The sequence below is a fragment of the Mesorhizobium sp. WSM4817 genome, from assembly GCF_055811135.1.
In genome coordinates this window covers 92,576-110,806 of record NZ_JBVVQQ010000012.1, presented here as the reverse complement: position 1 = coordinate 110,806, position 18,231 = coordinate 92,576, and the positions used below count along the sequence as shown (strand labels likewise).

The 18,231-nt window shown below is 60.9% G+C and carries 12 protein-coding genes and 2 pseudogenes; 6 read left to right on the top strand and 8 right to left on the bottom strand.

The window, feature by feature from the left end:
* Positions 1–834: 834 nt before the first annotated feature.
* A complete protein-coding gene (locus AC0L2K_RS17910; protein ID WP_473531965.1) occupies positions 835–2,484 on the top strand; it encodes an alpha/beta hydrolase in 1,650 nt (549 codons plus the stop codon).
* Between the two features lie 250 nt (positions 2,485–2,734).
* On the opposite strand, the gene AC0L2K_RS17905 is transcribed toward AC0L2K_RS17910, so the two are convergent.
* The 7 genes from AC0L2K_RS17905 to AC0L2K_RS17875 all read right to left on the bottom strand — a co-directional run bounded on the left by AC0L2K_RS17905 (position 2,735) and on the right by AC0L2K_RS17875 (position 12,347).
* Entirely contained in the window at positions 2,735–3,721 is a 987-nt protein-coding gene (locus tag AC0L2K_RS17905; protein ID WP_473531964.1) for a DUF2950 domain-containing protein, read from the bottom strand.
* Between the two features lie 20 nt (positions 3,722–3,741).
* Positions 3,742–5,082, bottom strand: a complete 1,341-nt coding sequence (locus AC0L2K_RS17900; protein WP_473531963.1) for a DUF3300 domain-containing protein — start codon at positions 5,080–5,082, stop codon at positions 3,742–3,744.
* Positions 5,083–5,533: 451 nt separating this feature from the next.
* Positions 5,534–7,618 (bottom strand): adenylate/guanylate cyclase domain-containing protein, encoded by a 2,085-nt coding sequence (locus AC0L2K_RS17895; protein WP_473531962.1) that lies wholly within the window; start codon positions 7,616–7,618, stop codon positions 5,534–5,536.
* 382 nt (positions 7,619–8,000) lie between these two features.
* On the bottom strand, positions 8,001–8,969 hold the full coding sequence (locus AC0L2K_RS17890; RefSeq protein ID WP_287241514.1) for a formylglycine-generating enzyme family protein: 969 nt from the start codon (positions 8,967–8,969) through the stop codon (positions 8,001–8,003).
* Positions 8,970–8,986: 17 nt separating this feature from the next.
* Positions 8,987–9,994 (bottom strand): HAD family hydrolase, encoded by a 1,008-nt coding sequence (locus tag AC0L2K_RS17885; protein WP_473531961.1) that lies wholly within the window; start codon positions 9,992–9,994, stop codon positions 8,987–8,989.
* Positions 9,995–10,049: 55 nt separating this feature from the next.
* A complete protein-coding gene (locus AC0L2K_RS17880) occupies positions 10,050–10,637 on the bottom strand; it encodes a hypothetical protein (protein WP_287241510.1) in 588 nt (195 codons plus the stop codon).
* 72 nt (positions 10,638–10,709) lie between these two features.
* On the bottom strand, positions 10,710–12,347 hold the full coding sequence (locus AC0L2K_RS17875; protein ID WP_473524330.1) for an arylsulfatase: 1,638 nt from the start codon (positions 12,345–12,347) through the stop codon (positions 10,710–10,712).
* A 635-nt stretch (positions 12,348–12,982) separates the two neighbouring features.
* Here AC0L2K_RS17875 and AC0L2K_RS17870 point away from each other — a divergent pair.
* From AC0L2K_RS17870 to AC0L2K_RS17850, 5 genes and pseudogenes are all read left to right on the top strand, one after another.
* Positions 12,983–13,248 (top strand): annotated as a pseudogene (locus AC0L2K_RS17870) (hypothetical protein); the annotation flags it as partial.
* 145 nt (positions 13,249–13,393) lie between these two features.
* On the top strand, positions 13,394–15,469 hold the full coding sequence (locus tag AC0L2K_RS17865; RefSeq protein WP_473524331.1) for a mechanosensitive ion channel domain-containing protein: 2,076 nt from the start codon (positions 13,394–13,396) through the stop codon (positions 15,467–15,469).
* Positions 15,470–15,644: 175 nt separating this feature from the next.
* A complete protein-coding gene (locus tag AC0L2K_RS17860; protein ID WP_287290416.1) occupies positions 15,645–16,085 on the top strand; it encodes a hypothetical protein in 441 nt (146 codons plus the stop codon).
* 94 nt (positions 16,086–16,179) lie between these two features.
* Positions 16,180–16,707, top strand: coding sequence for a hypothetical protein (locus tag AC0L2K_RS17855; protein ID WP_353836000.1), 528 nt, complete (start codon positions 16,180–16,182; stop codon positions 16,705–16,707).
* 442 nt (positions 16,708–17,149) lie between these two features.
* Positions 17,150–17,863 (top strand): annotated as a pseudogene (locus AC0L2K_RS17850) (mechanosensitive ion channel family protein); the annotation flags it as partial.
* A 152-nt stretch (positions 17,864–18,015) separates the two neighbouring features.
* On the opposite strand, the gene AC0L2K_RS17845 reads toward AC0L2K_RS17850, so the two are convergent.
* Positions 18,016–18,216 (bottom strand): HupE/UreJ family protein, encoded by a 201-nt coding sequence (locus AC0L2K_RS17845; protein WP_473531960.1) that lies wholly within the window; start codon positions 18,214–18,216, stop codon positions 18,016–18,018.
* Between the last annotated feature and the right edge of the window lie 15 nt (positions 18,217–18,231).

Below are 18,231 nucleotides of genomic sequence, written 5' to 3'. Positions count from 1 at the left end.
TGCCTAGTCAGATGGCCCTGCTCGACCAGCGCCTTCAGATGGTCCTTGATCGTGTTGCGGCTCGCGCCGCTGACTCTCGCGGTCTCGGCCACCCTAGCCCGGCCATGCTCACTCGCCAGTTCGAGGATCGGGACCGATGACTCCGGCAGCGCAGCGAGCATGACCTGCTCGCGCTCCATCTTCTTCTCGAGGTGCTGTTTTTGGCTCTGCAAGGCCCGCAGAAGAACTCCAGCCATGGGTTCCAGTCCGGCGCATCCATCCGGATCGTCCCCTGCGTCCGCCGAAGCGACAGGTAATAACTTCCTTGTTCTGCTCGATCACGCTCTCCAGCGAGCTTGTAGGGCACGTAGGCATAGCCCGCGCGCAGCAGCAGCAGCGTCGTCAGGTGATGCCGCCATGGCCGTTTGTCCACCTGTTTCCATCCAATTGTCGTTCTGCGCAACACTCCTAACAGAGGATGGCCGGAAGGGGCCGTAGCGTAATCCAAGCGCACCTCCGCGCACATCGCTGGCAAGCATCGCACATCGCGGAATCGCCAGATATACAGTAAGCCTTTGTCCTTGCGCTTTGTGAGTTGTGGCGTTTCTGTTCCAAACTCCATTTCTAACCTCCACAAACGATGAAGCTCGGCCATCGTGCCGCGCTGCTCAGTCTCCTTTGACACGCGCGGTGAACGGCGAGCGACCGCACCCCTAAAGTTTGGAAAGAAGACTGCTCCAGATTGGTATCGAGTTCGTGGCGTCGCCGTGGTTCCGCGCAGTTGCGGGTTGCGCCGACGCATCTTGCACGGCAAGCTGCCTCGAAGCACTCCAGCGATCGCACGTGGCCGCTCCAATGGGGCTATTCTGGATCTTCAGGTTCTGGCGTTCCTTCTCAGCCGCTGGCCTGCTGATCGGAACACTTTTCTTTGCGGCCTCGCTCACCCCTACCCTGCTTCCACGCACGTTTGTGACGCAAGGCATTCTATCCGGATGTTCTTTCGCGGCCGGATATGGGCTTGGCGTGTTCGGGCGCTGGCTGGCCGACTATCTGGAGTTGCCCAAGCCCACCGGCCGCATCTTGCGGGCCATCAAACTCGTCGCTGCGGCCACCTGCATCCTGGTTGCCGTCGCGTTTCTCTGGCAGGCTTCGGAATGGCAAAATTCGATCCGGCAGCTCATGAGGCTCGAGCCGGTAGACACTGCGCACCCCCTGAAGGTCGGTCTGATCGCGTTGCTGACCTTCGTGCTCTTGATCCTCTTGGCGCGATTGTTTCAGGTCACGTTCCTGTTCATCTCGCGAATGCTTGGCCGGATGGTGCCGAAACGCGTGTCATACGTGATCGGCATTGCCGCTGCGGCTGCGTTATTCTGGACAGTGGTCAACGGCGTTTTCTTCAGGGTTGCGCTCCATGCCGCGGATTCGTCCTTCCAGGCATTCGATGAACTGATCGAGCCCGAGACCCAACAGCCTGCCGACCCCAGCAAGACCGGAAGCGATACCTCGCTGATCGAGTGGGACGAACTAGGAAGGGCGGGACGGGAGTTCATCGCGACCGGGCCGACGAGCAAGGATTTAGGCTCGTTCCTGGGGATGGATGCGCGTGAGCCGATCCGCGTCTATGTCGGATTGCGGTCTGCGGAGACAGCCGAGGAGCGCGCAAAGCTCGCCCTCGAGGAGCTCAAGCGCGTCGGCGGATTCGATCGCTCGGTGCTGATCGTGGTGATGCCGACAGGCACCGGTTGGATAGACCCTGCTGCAATGGACACCGTCGAATATCTCCACGGCGGCGACGTCGCGAGCGTCGCCATGCAGTATTCGTATCTCACAAGCTGGCTGTCTCTCCTGGTCGAGCCCGGCTATGGCGCCGAGGGAGCTCGCGCCCTGTTTGCGGAAGTCTACGCGTATTGGACCACGCTTCCCAAGGAAAGGCGCCCCAGGCTCTATTTGCATGGGCTGAGCCTTGGCGCCTTGAGCTCCGAGCAATCCGCCGAGTTGTTCGAAGTGATCGGCGACCCGTATCAGGGGGCACTTTGGAGCGGCCCGCCATTTCCGAGCAGGATCTGGCGTTCCGTCACCGGCGACCGCGAGCGAGGATCGCCAGCCTGGCTGCCACGCTTCAGGGACGGGTCGTATGTGCGGTTCACGAGCCAGGAGAACGGCCTGGCGATCCCGGACGCACATTGGGGACCGATGCGGATCGTCTATCTTCAATATGCGAGCGACCCGGTGACGTTCTTCGACTACCGGTCCCTGTACCGACAGCCGGAATGGTTGGCGGGACCGCGCGGTTCCGACGTGTCTCCCGAGCTCAAATGGTATCCGGTCGTGACGCTTCTCCAGCTCACCGTCGACATGGCGATGGCCACAACGGCCCCGATGGGGTACGGCCATGTATATGCGCCGGAGCATTACATCGATGCCTGGATCGAAGTGACTGACGTTCGGGGATGGACCGCGGAGCAGATCAACCGGCTGAAGCTGGAATTTTTGCGACGGCGGTGAAGGGGCGCGGCTGGCGAAGGCCAAGCGCCTGGACGTATGCCGTTCACGACCATCCCGGGCGTTGAAGGGGGTGAGGCCTCACGGCACGGCAGCGAAAAACAAGAACACTGCGAAGATGACCAAGTGTACTATGCCCTGAAGCACTGTGGTCCGGCCGGTACCAAAGTGATCACGCTGACGATAAGCGTCAGAAACCAGCAGGACCTGGTGCCGATCGACTCGAAATAACCCGGCTTTTGATCCATTTCTCTCAATCGCCCACGACCTGCCACGTATCGTCCGGATTGAAGCGGTCGATGTATTTGACGATCTGCTCGGTGGTTGGCCCGAGATCGGCCTCGTAGACGACGCCGTGCTGGTTGACGGCGAAGGTTTTTGCGCCTGTCTCGCCATATTTGGCCGGCCAGGCGATGAGGCCGAAACCGGCGATCATGTTGCCGTTGATCACGTAGTCGTAGGCGCCGCCAGCGATATGATCGCCCTGGCCGGTCAGGATGTTGTATTTGTAGCCGAAATAGCCTTCGCCCTTGGCCGCGTCCTGAAGTTCGGCCTGATCGATATTGCCGCCGGCCGGACTCTCACCGTTGATGTCGTCGGTCGGCCAGTAGAGCCCGTCGGTCATGCCTTCAGTACTGATAAGCTTCTGCGCGTACTCCTCCACGCCGTCCTCGTCGCGGTCCTGAGCCGCATAGTCCTCCTGCGCATCGACATAGGCGCGCATCGTCTCGATCGCGGTGAGCTCGTTCTCGCCGACATACCGGTTTACGATCTCTTCGAGCCCGGCATAGGTGTCGAAAGCCCACTTGCCGTCCTCGCCCTTGACGATCGGAAAAGGCAGCGGCCACAGCTTGTCGCCGATCTGCGGCGTGCGGCGGTCGCCCTCGCCATCGAGGACAAGCTGCTTGGCCACACCCTCCTTGATCGCCGCCAGCGTCTCGTCCGCGTTCTCGTCGGCCTTCAGCTTTTCCGCATCGAGGCCGAGTAGGGCCGCAACCGCACCGTTGCCGGCGTCGTTGAGCGCCTGCTTGAATGCTTCGACCGCTGCCTCGGGCGTATCGAAGACAGGCGGCTCGGCGGCGGCCGCAAAGGCGGTGATCTCCGGCGCATCCGGCGCATCCTGTGCAGTGGCTGGCTGCGAGACGGCGATGCCCACTGCAAGCGCCACCGCGCAGACAGAGCGGAGAAGGATCGTATGCAAAACTCCCGTGTGACGGGTGGTGCTGAACATCTGTGTCATAATCCTGTCCTCCCGTTCCGTTAACGCCCGCGTCCGCCGCCGCCGCGCTTGATCTGCTTGTGGCCGCCACCGCCGCGCTGGCCGCCGCCCATCGACTTGTGGCCACGGTTGGAGCTGGCCTTGGTCGCCTTGCCGCGATCGACGTTGCCAAGCCCCGACGGTTTCTTCGGCCGGTTGTCGACCCTTGCCGCAGGTTTTGGCTTGCCAGCCGGACGGTTCACCTTGGCCGGCTTCGCCGCCGGGCGGTTGGCGGTAGGCCTGGCCGCAGGTTTCTGGATGTTGGCGGGCTTGGCGGGGCGGGTCACGTTGGCGGGCTTGGCCTTCAGCCCGTCGAGCGTGCTCTTGCGCACGTCTCTCGTTCCCGCCGTCTTGCCCGGCGCCCTGGTGGCGAGGCTGTCGTTCTTCTTGATGTCGCGGGCGCGGTCGCGGATGGCGTTGTCGCCATTCTTCTCGATCCTGTTCTTGATGTTGTTCTGGTCGAACTTGTTCAACTGATCGCGGTCGATCTTGATTTTGCTGCGATCGACATTCTTCCAGTCGACGTCGTTGATGTTGATATTGCCGTTGAAGTCGCGGTTGTTGAAGCAGTTGTTGCAGTCGATGTCGATGTCGTTGCCGTTCCAGCGGCCGCCCCACACGCCCCAGTCGTCCCAGTCGACGGCGGCGGCCCAGATGGCGCCCGTCACCGCCCCGGCGAAAAAGGTCGCTCCCGGATACCAATAATAGGGGTAAGGATCAGGATAATAGCGGATCGGTTCCCAGACGTAATCCGGCTCATAAAACATCTGCGGCGGATATTGCGGGACGTAGATCACCTCGGGGCTCGCCGACTTGATGACGAAATTGTCGTTCTCCTTGACCACCTGGATCTTGTCGTCGGTCTTGATGACGCCCTTGGCAACCGCCTCGTCGCGCAGCTGCTGGATGGCAACCAGCACGTCCTTCTGCTGGTAGGCGATGGCATCGCCGAGCGTCTGCGTCCATTCGAGGTCGTCGCTCATCATCTTGACGATGTCCGGATAGTTGAGCAGCGACACCACTGAGCCGTCCCAGCTGTCCTTGGGTTTCAGGCTCTTGTCCTTCTCGTAGCGGTCGAGGAAGCGCGCCGCCTCGACGATCTGCAGCGGATAAAGCGCAGCCGCAGTGATCACCGCGATCAGCTCGTCCGGGTAGAGCGCGATGCGCGCGACCAGAACCTCCATCTCGTCGGCGCTCAACGGCTCCGGCGAGGCCGCCGCATCGGCGGATGCGTCAGCCGCCGCGACCTGTTCTTGTGCAAGGACAGGATGCGCCGAACCAAACCCGGCAAGCAGCAGCGCCAGCGCCGCAGCGCCGATCTTCAACAAGTCATTGCCCGTCATGCTCGATCCTCCCTGTCGGTCTCTGTCCGGGCAGCCTTTGCGCCGAAAGGCCGGCACCAACGAGGACGCCTGTCCGCAGGCTGAAACGATGCGCCAATAGACCCTGCTGCACCAGCGACTCTATGTAATTTACGTCGAACGCGAGCAGCCAAATGCGGGCGACCGCACAATTGGCGGTGAGCGGAAAACTGCATCTCGCCGGTGCCTACTCTGGATCCAATGCTCGACATATCGCGCCGATAAGAGATGTCCCGCAGAATACGCGGAGCGTCGAGAAGGCTGGTTCGAAGCCGCCTCAAGCGTCTGGTCGAGACCGCCCGTGTGCTCCCGGCGGGATAAGTCGCCACACTGCATAAGGCTTGTAAACGGATCGAGATGGATGTGCTGAATTTTGCCGTGCCAAGTGAAGCGGCGGCCGGTGACCATGTCCTCCACTTCGATCGAGGCGACTCTACAACCTCAAGAGCCAGGCCTCTACTTTCCCTTTGCCCTTGACTTCTATAGCGCCGCGCGGCTCGAAAACGAACTGGTCCTTAAGCCGCTCGTAGACGGCCCGCGTCACCTGAACCGCGTCGGGAATGCTACCTGATTCCATGCGGCTCGCGAGATTCACCGTGTCACCCCACAGGTCGTAGATGTACTTGCTCTTGCCGATGACGCCGGCCACCACCGGCCCGCTGTTGACGCCAACCCTAAGCTTCATCGGGACGTTGTGCTCCATGGCGTGCTCGCGGGTAATGTGGACCATGCGGATGGCCATGCGCACCATGCGCTCGGCGTGGTTGGCGACCGGCACGGGCAGACCGCACACCGCCATATAGGCATCGCCCACAGTCTTGATCTTCTCGATGCCGAGATCGTTGGCCGCGGCATCGAAGCGCGTGAACAGCCCGTTGAGAAACGTCACGACCTCCTGCGGCGGCATCTCCGATGTGAGAGCGGTGAACCCGACAAGATCGGCGAAGGCCACCGTGACCTCCGCGAAGCCGTCGGCGATCCTCTCTTCGCCTCCGCGCAGCCGATTGGCGATCGGCGCCGGCAGGACGTTCAGTAGCAGCTCCTCATTCTCGCGGTTCTTGTTCTCGATGACGACATTTTTTTCGCGCAGATCCTCGACCATGCCGTTGAAAGCTGCGCACAGCTGGCCGATTTCGTCGCGCGTGCGCACTGGCACGCTGGCGCGATAGTCGCCGGCAGCGAAGCGTTTTACTCCGGCAGTGAGCTCGCGCATCGGTCCGAGCAGCGCGCGCGACAGCCACGCGGCGGTGGCGGCCACCACCAGCAGGGCCAGTCCCCCTACAAGCAGCAGATCCTGGCGGAGCCGGGCGATCGGCGCGAAGGCCTCGGCGCTGTCGATCTTGGCGACGAGGGCCCAGGTGACGCCGGGAATCGCCAGCGGCCCCCACGAAGCGAGCGTCGGGACGCCACGGTATCCGATGATCTCGCCGGTGCCCTCGACACCGGCCAGTGCCGCCTGAGTGGCCTTGGTGTCAATGCGCTGATGCAGCACTGGCGTCCCGTAACGCTGAATTGCGTCGAGCTCCTCGTCGTCGGCGCCAACGGACTTTAGTTCGGCGAAGTAGGTCTCCCGGTTCTCGTAGAACGCCCGCGGGCCGGAGCGAACCAGATAATCGGGCCCCACGAGATAGGCCTCACCCGTTTCGCCGAACCCCTCCTGCCGCCAGCGGCGACCGCCGGTGACAACGTCGTCGATCTCCTCGTTCGACAATTGCGCGATCAGCACGCCGATGACGATCCCTTGGTCGATCACCGGTGCTCCCATGAAGGCAATCGGCGCGCCGCCAGAGGGCGCATAAGGAGCGAAATCCTCGAGACAGACGGCCGATCGGTCGGCGCTCTCCGCGCAGCGGGCGACGACGGCGGCGGCGTTGGAGCGGCGGTACGGACCGAACTGGAGGGACGTGGTGAAGTCGACCTCCTTCTGGACGGTGTAGATCAGGCGACCGGATTTGGAATCGGCGATCATGAAATCGAAAAAGCCGACGGTCATAGCCGCGGCGCGCATCAATGGATGATAAACGGCGTGCAGCCTGCTGTAGTCGCTCCTGTCGCCGGCGTCGTCCAGAAGCTTGCGCCGTTCCGCCGGGTTCGGATTTTCCACAATGTAGTGATACTGCAGATGGTAGGGGGCGCCACCGACCGGCAGGTAGTCCGACAGGGCTGGTTCCCTGCCCAGGATACGCGTCATCTGGGGGATGAAGTTCGCGGCGTACCAATCGCCGACCTTCTTCTGCAGTTCGGGCGGCACGCCCGCCCGGTCAAGTTGGTCGACTGCAATCCGGAACTCGCGCGTCGCATCGACCACCATCTTGGAGGTGGCGAGCAGGCGCAGATCGGCCTGTATCGTACGGAAGTAGGTTTCAACCTGGCGCGTCTTGGTCTGGCGGGCGGCCGTGAGCTGGTCGAAGACTGCCTTTTCGAGAGCATTCTGTGCGCGGAAGTAACCGAGCACCCCGGTCACCAGCACCGCGATAGCGCCGAGCAGGACGAGGATTGTAAACAGCTTCGCCGCCAAGCCCCAGCGCGCGGGTCGAAACGATCCAGCCGCCTCCATAGAAGACATCAATTAACCCGCTAACCCGCTGCGGCAGAAATGACATCTGCAGCGCGAACAGGGAATGTGAGCATGGCGCGGCAAGCAAAATAAAGAACAAGGCGCTTCAGGTCAGATCGCATTGGAGACCTCTTCTGCCACAGCACAGCGTTTTACTGATCGACTCGAAAATAAACCGTTTCTCGATACATTGATATTAGCGTTGGCAGATGGAACGCGGTTTTCCTCAATCGGCCACCACTTCCCAGGTGTCACCGGGATTGAAGCGGTCGATATGTTTTACGATCGCCTCGGGTGGCCGGGCCGAGATCGGTCTCGTGCCGGGTCTTTTTAGCAGTATTTGTCACGTTCTGCGTGCAATGCAGCGGAACCCCAGATGGCACGTCGACGTGTCGATCGGCTGCGCCATTCGGGCGGCCGGGCGGTAGCGCCGGCAATAGTTGGGCGCGCAAAGATGCGAGCCGCCTTTCATCACCTTGCGCGGTATCCTGATCTGCGGCTGCCGTGGATCGAGGCTGTCGTCCCGTTTGGCACCGCGGGGGTTGTCAACCGTGCAGCACGGGCTGTCGATCTTGCCGTGTTCCTGGTACCAGTCCGTGGTCCACTGCCAGACATTGCCAGCCATGTCGTAGAGGCCGTAGCCGTTGGCGGCAAAGGAGCCGACGGGTGACGTCCCCTCGTAGCCGTCCTCGCAGAGATTCTGCCATGGGAACTCGCCTTGCCAGGTATTGGCCATGTGTCGGCCAGCGGGCGCCATTTCACCGCCCCAGACAAATTCGGCCGCGTCGAGCCCGCCACGCGCCGCGAATTCCCACTCGGCCTCGGTGGGCAATTGCTTGCCCGCCCACGATGCGTAGGCTTCGGCATCCTCAAAGTTCACATGCACGACCGGATGGTCGGCCAGCCGCTTGATCGAACTCGCCGGCCCGCGCGGATGGCGCCAATTGGCGCCGCGCACGTAGACCCACCAATTGTAGTGATCGCGAAGATCGACACCCTGTTTGGCCCTGCTGAACACCACGGACGATGGCGCCAGCATGTCCGGCTTCGCTCCGGGATAATCGTCGGGATTTACAGGACGTTCGGCCGAGGTGACGTAACCAGTTGCGTCGACGAAGCGAGCGAACTCGCGGTTGGTGACGGTGCAGACGTCCATCCAGAAGCCGCCCACTGTCACGCTATGCGCCGGGGCTTCTTCGGGATAGTGCTTGTCCGATCCCATGAGGAATGTACCGCCAGGAATCCAGACCATGTTCAGGAATGGCTCTTCGACCTGTGTAGATTGAGCCTGGCGTTCCACAACTTGACGCATCGTCTTGCTCCGACTCCTTACTTCTCGAAGGCGAACACCCGGTTCCAATCCTTCTTCATATCGACAACCGTCCAACCAGAATCGGCTGCAGCGTCGAGACCCTTGTCCAGACGGCCGATGTGCGACTGGCGGTCGTAGGCCCATTCGCGCTCCGCGTCGGTGTGGTGCACGTAAAGGCAAAAGTGCGGGCCAGGTCCCGAGCATGTCCATTGCAGCATCTGCAGGTCGCCGTCCGAATTGCCAAACGCCGCGATTGGCCGGCGACCGATGTGCTGGTGGATGCCGACAGGCTTGCCCGCCTTGTCATCAATGAAGTTGATTTCCGGCAACCGCATCAGCACCGGCGTTCCGTCGCGCATCTCGAACTTGGTCTTGCCACTGCTGCCGACGACCTGCTCGGGCGGTATGCCATAGACCTTCTCCGTCCATGGACGCATGAAATCGATGCCGCCGCCGGAGACGATGAAAGTCTTGAAACCGTTGGCGCGAAGATAGGCGAACAGCTCCAGCATCGGCTGGTAGACCATCTCGGTGTAGAGCCGGCCAGTCTTCGGGTGTTTGGCGGTGGTAATCCATTCGCGAACGATCTGGTCGAATTCCACCGTTGTCATACCTGAGTGCGTGGTCATGACGATGTCCATGATCGCTGGCTCGCCACCGGAAAGCGCAGTCTTGATGTCCCCTTTCAGCAATGAGGCGAATGGTTCCTTGTCCTTCCACTCCGGATGCTGCGGCGCCATTGCCTTGACCCGATCGATTGCGAACAGGAGCTGGAAGTACAGCGGTTGCTCGCCCCACAGCGTGCCGTCATTGTCGAAGACGGCGACACGCTCTGCTTTGGGCACGAAGTCTGCCGCGCCTTCCGCAGTTACACGTTCGATGAAGGCGACGATGGCTTGCTTGGCCTGGACATCATTCCAGGAAGGCAGCTGATCGGCGCCCTGCGCAGTGGCAGAGCCTGCGACCCCCAATAACAGGAGGATGGACACCAGGTAGCGCTTCGCGGCGCAAGCAAGATTGGTCATGGGTTGATGTCTCCTGTAGGTCAGCGCCCATCGGGAGCGCCATCATCAAACAGCGTTACCGGGAAAGGTGATCGCTCGGGTTCGTTGGGCCTGACTCTCTCGCGGCAGCTGCCAAACCGGCTGACTGAGGTTCGTCGAACAGCAGCGTCCAAAGCCTGCCTTCCCCAAGCGCAACGTTGACTTCCCTGGACGCCAAATAGGGGATCAGTATCAGCAGCATGATCAAGCTTGTGGCGAGCGTCTGCGGCAGCTTGTCTCCTCCGAATTCAGCGAGGGAGGCAGCGCTCGTTCGCCCGTGAACCAGCCCGACGATGACTTCCTCAATGACCGAGAGGACGAGAAGCAGGATCAGGTATAGCAGGGCCTTGTAGGCTATGACGTAGACCATCCTGCTTCGACGCCGGTCGCCCAATCGGATCATCTGCCCGAGCATTATGAACTTTGCCAGGATCAGTGCCTTGATGGCCGCCAGGCCTGATGGCAGATAGCTGATGCCCTCCTCGCCAAGGATCGCTGCCTTGTAGAGAATGAGCGCACCAAAGCAGACGAATAGATACAAGGACAGGAGCGCGTACTCGCGCAGCTCGTTCTTTGCCCGCTGAGCAATGGTCTCGGTCGAGGGATTGTTGTTCGCGACTGCCATTGATCTGCTTCCGAGTTGGCTTGGAGGCCGCGCCTGCCGATAGTGCGAGCGCGGCCTGTTCACAGCGAAGACTCAGTTCCTGCCACCCTCCTGCAGTTTCGCCAGGACCTGGTCGAGCGCGAAGCTGCCGGGCCTCTGCCGCGGCGGGAACTCGACATAGGTCTGCAGGTGTTTGGCGACATAAGCCTGCGCCGGCACGAGCGCGAAGGCGTGCTCGACACGCCATCTGGCGTATTCCCCGGCGTCCGTCTGCGCCCGTTCGAACGGGTCACCCTTGATGTCGAAGAGCTTCGGGAACCGCAGCGGAATCAGCGGATTCTCCCACACGGCAAGCCCCTCCTCGCGCTGCTCGAGGAAGACCATCTTCCAGCGTTCGTAACGCAAGCCGGCGAGATTGCCGTCATCGGTCCAGTAGAAGTATTCGTGGCGCTTGCCTTCGCCTTCGCCAGCCAGCACATCGCGTTGGTTGTAGCCATCCAGATGCACCTTGAAGCTCTTGCCAGCGGCTTCGTATCCCTTCAACAGCTTGGCCGTCACGTCCGGTTCGCCTGCGGCGGCGACGAGCGTCGGCACGAAGTCTTCATGTGACGTTATGTGATTGATTTCGGTTCCGGGCTTGATGACGCCGGGCCAGCGCATCATGCACGGCACGCGGTAGCCACCTTCCCAGTTTGTGTTCTTCTCGCCTTTGAAGGGCGTGGTGCCGCCGTCCGGCCACGAGAAAACCTCCGCGCCGTTGTCGGTCGTCCAAAGGACGATGGTGTTGTCGGCGATGCCGAGGTCATCGAGCTTGCCCAGAAGCTGGCCGACCATGCCGTCCATCTCCACCATGGCGTCCGCATAGATGCCCAAGCCGGTCTTGCCCTTCGAGGCCTCCTTGAGAAACGTGTAGATGTGGGTCCGGGTCGAATTGAACCAGCAGAAGAACGGCTTCCCGTCGGCGTTCGAGCGGTCGATGAAGTTGAGCGCGCTGCCGAGGAACTCTTCGTCTACAGTTTCCATGCGCTTCTTCGTCAGCGGACCGGTGTCCTCGATCTCCTGTTTACCCACCCGCCCGAACCGCGGATCCTCGGTAGGATCGTCGGTTGCACTGGCCTTGCATTTCATCACGCCGCGTGGACCGAACTTGGCCTTGAACTCGGGGTTCTTCGGGTAGTCGGGATGCTCAGGCTCGTCCTCGGCATTGAGGTGATAGAGATTGCCGAAAAACTCATCGAAGCCGTGAACGGTGGGCAGATGCTCGTTGCGGTCGCCGAGATGGTTCTTGCCGAATTGCCCGGTAACATAGCCCTGCGGCTTGAGCAGTTCCGCAAGTGTCGGGTCCTTCTCCGACAGCCCTTCCTTGGCACCTGGCAGGCCTACCTTCAGCAGGCCGGTGCGGAAGCAGGATTGGCCGGTAATGAATGCGGCGCGCCCGGCTGTGCAGGACTGCTGGGCGTAGTGGTCGGTGAAGATCGCGCCCTCTTTGGCGATCCGATCGATGTTCGGCGTGCGATAGCCCATCATGCCCCGGTTGTAGGCGCTGAGGTTCCAATAACCGACGTCATCGCCGAAAATGACGAGGATGTTGGGTTTTGCACCGGCTGCTTGAGCTTTCGCGCTCGTGGCTATTCCGGATGCGACAGCTGAAATGGCGAGCACAGATCCTCCGGTCAGCAAAATGTCGCGCCGGTTCGGTTGTCGGTCTGGATTCGCCTGCTTGTCACTCATCTGACGTCCTCCTTTGATTGTACCGCTTTTCCAAAATGAGCCGGGTTTTCGGTTCCTTGGCGAGAAAAACATGCTCCGCGTTCTGTCGACGAGACGAAACTCGTGGCAGGACGCTTCAACCATGCCTTCGACAAAGTCGTCCTTCGTGAGGTTTGCCTATTGCCGCTCGGGGCGGAAGGTAATTAACGGTAACCTACGGACGGAATCCGCTCGGTTGCATCGAAAGCGGGCTATCCAGGATACGGCTAGCTCGATGGGACAAATGGCAGTAGGGAGATCCAATTCCCGGCGCCGATATACCGCGCAATGGCCTTGGGTCGGATCGGGAAGACATTGCGGGTTCTTTGAGGACCGCTGCCACAAGCGTGTCAATCCTCGGCCATCGGCGGATACAGCTTCACCAAGCAACAGTCCGACTGCGTAACTTACATACCGATACTGGCACCATCAAAAAGACTATGCGCATTCTAGCGCATAAGGGATGGCGCTATGGCAGCAAACGGCAAAACTCCTGGCAGGGAGCAGTGATATTCGGCGGCAAGCGACGCCTGCCAAATGCCGAATTTGCGATCCGCAAATGAGGCATTCCGCGACAGTAGGGTGTGGACGGTCGACACCGACGTCTCCTTCAGTGAAGCGACGGCGCAGCCTGGGTGGATGCCACGGCCGGTCGTCGCGGAAACTATTCGGTCAGGCCCGAGGTCTATTCTGGCCGGTGGGGCTCGTCGGCGCCGGCGAAGCCGACATTGACTGGATGTCGCCGTGGCGATCGGCTATCGTTTCAGCGATCGCGTCTCATCGGTCATCGGGTACCGGGCATTGGGCGTCGACTACAGCAACGACGACGGTTTCCTCGATGTCGCAGCAAGGTCCGATTCTGGGACTCGTTGTCCGGTTTTAGTGGCACAAGGAGTCTGATGGATTTTGACTTCGCCCTTAGCTTGCAGCCACTCTGCCCGGAGACGTAGCATGCAGCCAGAACAGTTGCCCATAAAAGGGCGAGGAGCCAATATGTGCAGCTGCGGCATTCAAAACTCGAGGCACTCATGAATTACAAGCTACGGCTCGGGTTCTTGCCAGTTATCGTCGTGCTCTTGCTAGCGCTCTTGCAGGGAACTTCGCTAGCTCAACAGCCCTCCCCAGACCTTCCGCCCGAAAAGGCAAAGCAGTTCCTCGAGCTTTTGTCCGATCCGCAACTAAAGGCGTGGCTCGAGGGAAAGATTCCAGCGGCCACGGACGAGCCCGGCCTGTCCATTTCCGAGGACATCTTGAGCTTGGAGGCGGGTATTCGTGCCCGTATCGGTGCGCTCGGCGCCGCGATCCCGCGCCTGCCGGAAGAACTGTCGCGCGCCGCCAAAATTGTCTCGCGTGACGTGAACTCCGGCAGGCCAGGGCTGGTCATGGGCATCCTGGCGGTCTTGATCGCGGTCGGTTTCGGAGCCGAGTGGGCGGTGCGACGAGCGCTCGCCAGGACGAGGAGCGCGGTTGCTCAGGAAGACGCCGGACAAGCGATCCTCTTCGAGACTGTCGCCCTGCTGACTTTTGCGCTCGCCAGCGCCGGTTCGTTCTTGGCACTCGGATGGCCACCCCTGCTCCGCAGGATCATTCTGACCCTGCTTCTTGCGTTCATAGCGTTCCGTATCGTTCGCGCGGCAGCCCGATTGCTGTTTGCGTTCGGCGGTGCGACGAGCGCTCCCTCGGACAGGCCGACTCCGCTTTTCGAAAGCGAAGCTTCGACCCGTTTCTGGCGGTGGCGAGTCAGCCTTGTGGCCGGGTTCCTGTTGTTCGGCTGGGCGATTGCCAGCCTCATGCCTGGCCTGGGCTTCTCTCCCGAGGCTGCAGAGCTCGCCGCCTTCCTGTTCGGGCTTGGCATTCTGGCAACCGCAATCGACGTTGTCTGGCATCGGCCCGACGTGCGAGGTTCTCTGGTCAAGCAATCGTTTCTTACCTTGTTCCTGATCGTGCTCTGGGGGGCTTGGGTCGCCGGCCTGCTCGGCGTCCTGTGGCTTGGGATTTTCGCCCTGGTGCTGCCGACAGCCTTGCGCGGGGTCGGCGCCGCGGCACAGGCCTTCGCCGGCAGGTCGAAGCGCAGCGGCGCGATGGGCGTCGTATTCAACGTGCTCATTGTCAGGGGCGCCAGGGCGGCGGTCATTGCCGCGGCGGTGGCGTGGCTCGCCTATATCTGGCGGATCAGGGCCGCGAGCCTCGCCGGCAGCGAAACCGGCGGCTTCCTGATAACCGGGCTGCTCAACGGCATCATCATTTTGCTCATCGCCGACCTGCTCTGGCAACTGTCGAAGGCCTTGATCGAATATCGGATGAACCTCGCGCCGGCGGATGCGAGCAGCGCCGACCAGCTGGCCCGCAGCGGCCGGCTGCGCACGCTGTTGCCGATATTCCGCAACGCCCTTGCCTTGTTCATAGCGGCGGTCACCGTGCTAACGATCCTCGCCGGGCTCGGCGTGAAGATACTCCCGCTGATTGCGGGTGCCGGAATTTTCGGCGTCGCCATCGGCTTCGGCTCGCAGACCCTGGTCAAAGATGTGCTGAGCGGCGTCTTCTACATGATGGACGACGCCTTCCGGGTCGGTGAATACATCCAGAGCGGCAGCTACAAAGGCACGGTCGAATCCTTCAGCATGCGTTCGGTGCGTCTGCGGCATCATCGCGGCCCCGTCTACACCGTCCCATTCGGTGAGCTCGGGGCGGTCCAGAACATGAGCAGGGATTGGGTGCTCGACAAGATGATGATCAACGTTACCTACGATTCCGACGTGGATCTGGCGCGCAAGCTCATCAAGAAAATCGGCCAGGAACTGGCAGCCGATCCTGAATTTGCGACCGACACGATCGAACCGCTCAAGATGCAGGGCATCGACAGTTTCGGGGACTATGCGATCGTTCTGAGGATGAAGTTGATGACGAAGCCCGGGACCCAATTCGGCATCAAGCGGCGCGCACTCATGATGATCAAGGCGGCATTCGCGGAAAACGGTATCAAGATCGCGGTTCCCACCGTTCACGTCGAGGGTGGCGGGGAGACTGCGGCCGCTGCTCATCAGGCAAACCAAACCCTGAAAAAGAGCAAGGCCCCCTTGGAGGCGGTGAGGGACACGCCATAGAGCTGCGCGGTCCTGTCCACGTCATCCGAACTCGGCCTGACCTCTCTGAGAAAGGCATCGATGTTAACCGTGTACGTGGCTCAGATTTCAGGACGTGGGATTGTCGCCTCGACGCGGCGAACGAAGACGAGGCTAGAGTGCGGCTGGCAGACAGGACAATTCGGCGGGACCGATTGTGTTTTCAAAACCAAGATCGCCCCTTTGGAACGGCGTCTCGCAGCTTGCCCCCGATCTATCGGAGCCCTTCAAGAGCAAAGGTATTGCCGATCTCGAGGACGGCACCCTTGTCATTCGGGCAAAGTTCACGGCGAAACCGGGCAAGCAATTCGCGATCTGCCGGGCGGCACTGAAAGCGGTTCACAACGCATTCCGAGAGAACGGAATTCGGGCCGTGCCAAAGCCGACCAAAGGGCAATGGCTATCGCGTGATGGTCGTTCGCCGGATGTCGGCTATCTCTCAGGACGGCCGCAATGGGTCAAACCGGACATCATGCCGTCGTCGATGGCGTCGAGGACTGAACGGTCCGCAGTGCGCTGGCCAGCATTAGCCCGTAGGTTACAGTTATTTACGTTCCCTGACGTGAGCCGATCGGCCAAGGTCACTCACAGCGCGTAATATCGCCTCGCCCCGCAAGAGGATAGCAGCCTCTGAGCAATCGAAATGGGGGCGCCCATAGCCAGAAACAATCCTGCACACAAGGGGAATATCAATGCGAAAATTCATGACACTCATCGCGGCAACGTCAGTAGCACTTTCGTCTGCGATGGCAGCCTACGCACAAGATCAAAACCCCCTTCCCAAGGCCAGCGATGTGCTTGTCCGATACGGGGACGACATCGAGGGCTGGACGGTCTATGCCAATCAAACCCGCGGAGATTGCTTGATCGTGCGCCAAGATGGGCCAAGTGCGGTGCAAATGGGCGTTACCGCAAATCAGGAGGTCGGGTATCTTGGCGTGTTCACCAAGGAGGACATCGGCCTTCAGAACGGGAAGACGTCAGATATCTTCGTCTCTATCGACGGCCAACTCTTTAAGGGTGTCGCCACTAGCACGAGCGGCGAACTCAAGGGCGGATATTCTGGTGGCTACATATTGACAGACGATCCGAAATTCAAGCGCGCCGTGGCGAAGAGATATAAAATGACCGTGTTTCCGGAAACCAAGGGGGCCTTTGTCGTCGATCTGAAGGGGACTTACAAGGCAATGGCAATGGGCCGCAAGTGCCTCACGCAGTGACCCCCGCTGTGACCACTCATTTGCCTTCATGGGTCCGGAACGCGAGGTTGGCGTTTAAAACACAGAATTGAATTGGCAATTCTGTTCCACCCGATGCCTAATTGGGCACCGGGCGCGGGTGTATTTCTTGGGTGGCGCGGAGCACCATGGTCCGCCGATCTGCGGGCAGAAGAAAGGTGCAATTCCAACGCCGTCTTGAGCGTCGCAGGGTGGAAGGCCGTCGTCGGCCTCGTCGATCAGAACCGGCAGGAAGCGCCAAAAGCTGCCGTAGCGCCAGCGCGCAGGCGACCCTCGCCACGCACCCGGCAACTGGACGACGGCATAAGGGTAGATGGCACTAGCCGTCAGGTTTTCGGAGGAAATCGACTATTCGAGACGCGGCTTCCTCCGGCTGCTCCAAGGGTAGGAGATGCGCCGCCCCGGGGACATTGACGAGCGTCCCCTTGCCTTGTTCATAGCGGCGGTCACCGTGCTAACGATCCTCGCCGGGCTCGGCGTGAAGATACTCCCGCTGATTGCGGGTGCCGGAATTTTCGGCGTCGCCATCGGCTTCGGCTCGCAGACCCTGGTCAAAGATGTGCTGAGCGGCGTCTTCTACATGATGGACGACGCCTTCCGGGTCGGTGAATACATCCAGAGCGGCAGCTACAAAGGCACGGTCGAATCCTTCAGCATGCGTTCGGTGCGTCTGCGGCATCATCGCGGCCCCGTCTACACCGTCCCATTCGGTGAGCTCGGGGCGGTCCAGAACATGAGCAGGGATTGGGTGCTCGACAAGATGATGATCAACGTTACCTACGATTCCGACGTGGATCTGGCGCGCAAGCTCATCAAGAAAATCGGCCAGGAACTGGCAGCCGATCCTGAATTTGCGACCGACACGATCGAACCGCTCAAGATGCAGGGCATCGACAGTTTCGGGGACTATGCGATCGTTCTGAGGATGAAGTTGATGACGAAGCCCGGGACCCAATTCGGCATCAAGCGGCGCGCACTCATGATGATCAAGGCGGCATTCGCGGAAAACGGTATCAAGATCGCGGTTCCCACCGTTCACGTCGAGGGTGGCGGGGAGACTGCGGCGGCTGCTCATCAGGCAACCCAAACCCTGAAAAAGAGCAAGGCCCCCTTGGAGGCGGTGAGGGACACGCCATAGAGCTGCGCGGTCTGTCCACGTCATCCGAACTCGGCCTGACCTTTCTGAGAAAGGCATGAAGCGGGGCGAGCATCCACCCACGGGTCAGAGCCTTCCTGCGGATCGGATCGCTGCTCGGATTTCATTGTACCCATGGGGTCGCTCTACGCCCGCTACATGAACATTGAATCAAAGCGGTCAATGCTCCAGAACGCTGCGATCGCCCCGATGACATAGGCTGAGGCGACAACCGCCTGCCGCGGCAATTCATAAACGCGCTGGACTAGATGGATGGCGACCAGCACGACGGCGATAAATATCAGCTGGCCAAGTTCGACGCCGACGTTGAATGAGAAGAGCGCCAGCGGGACCATGGGATCCGCGCCCCA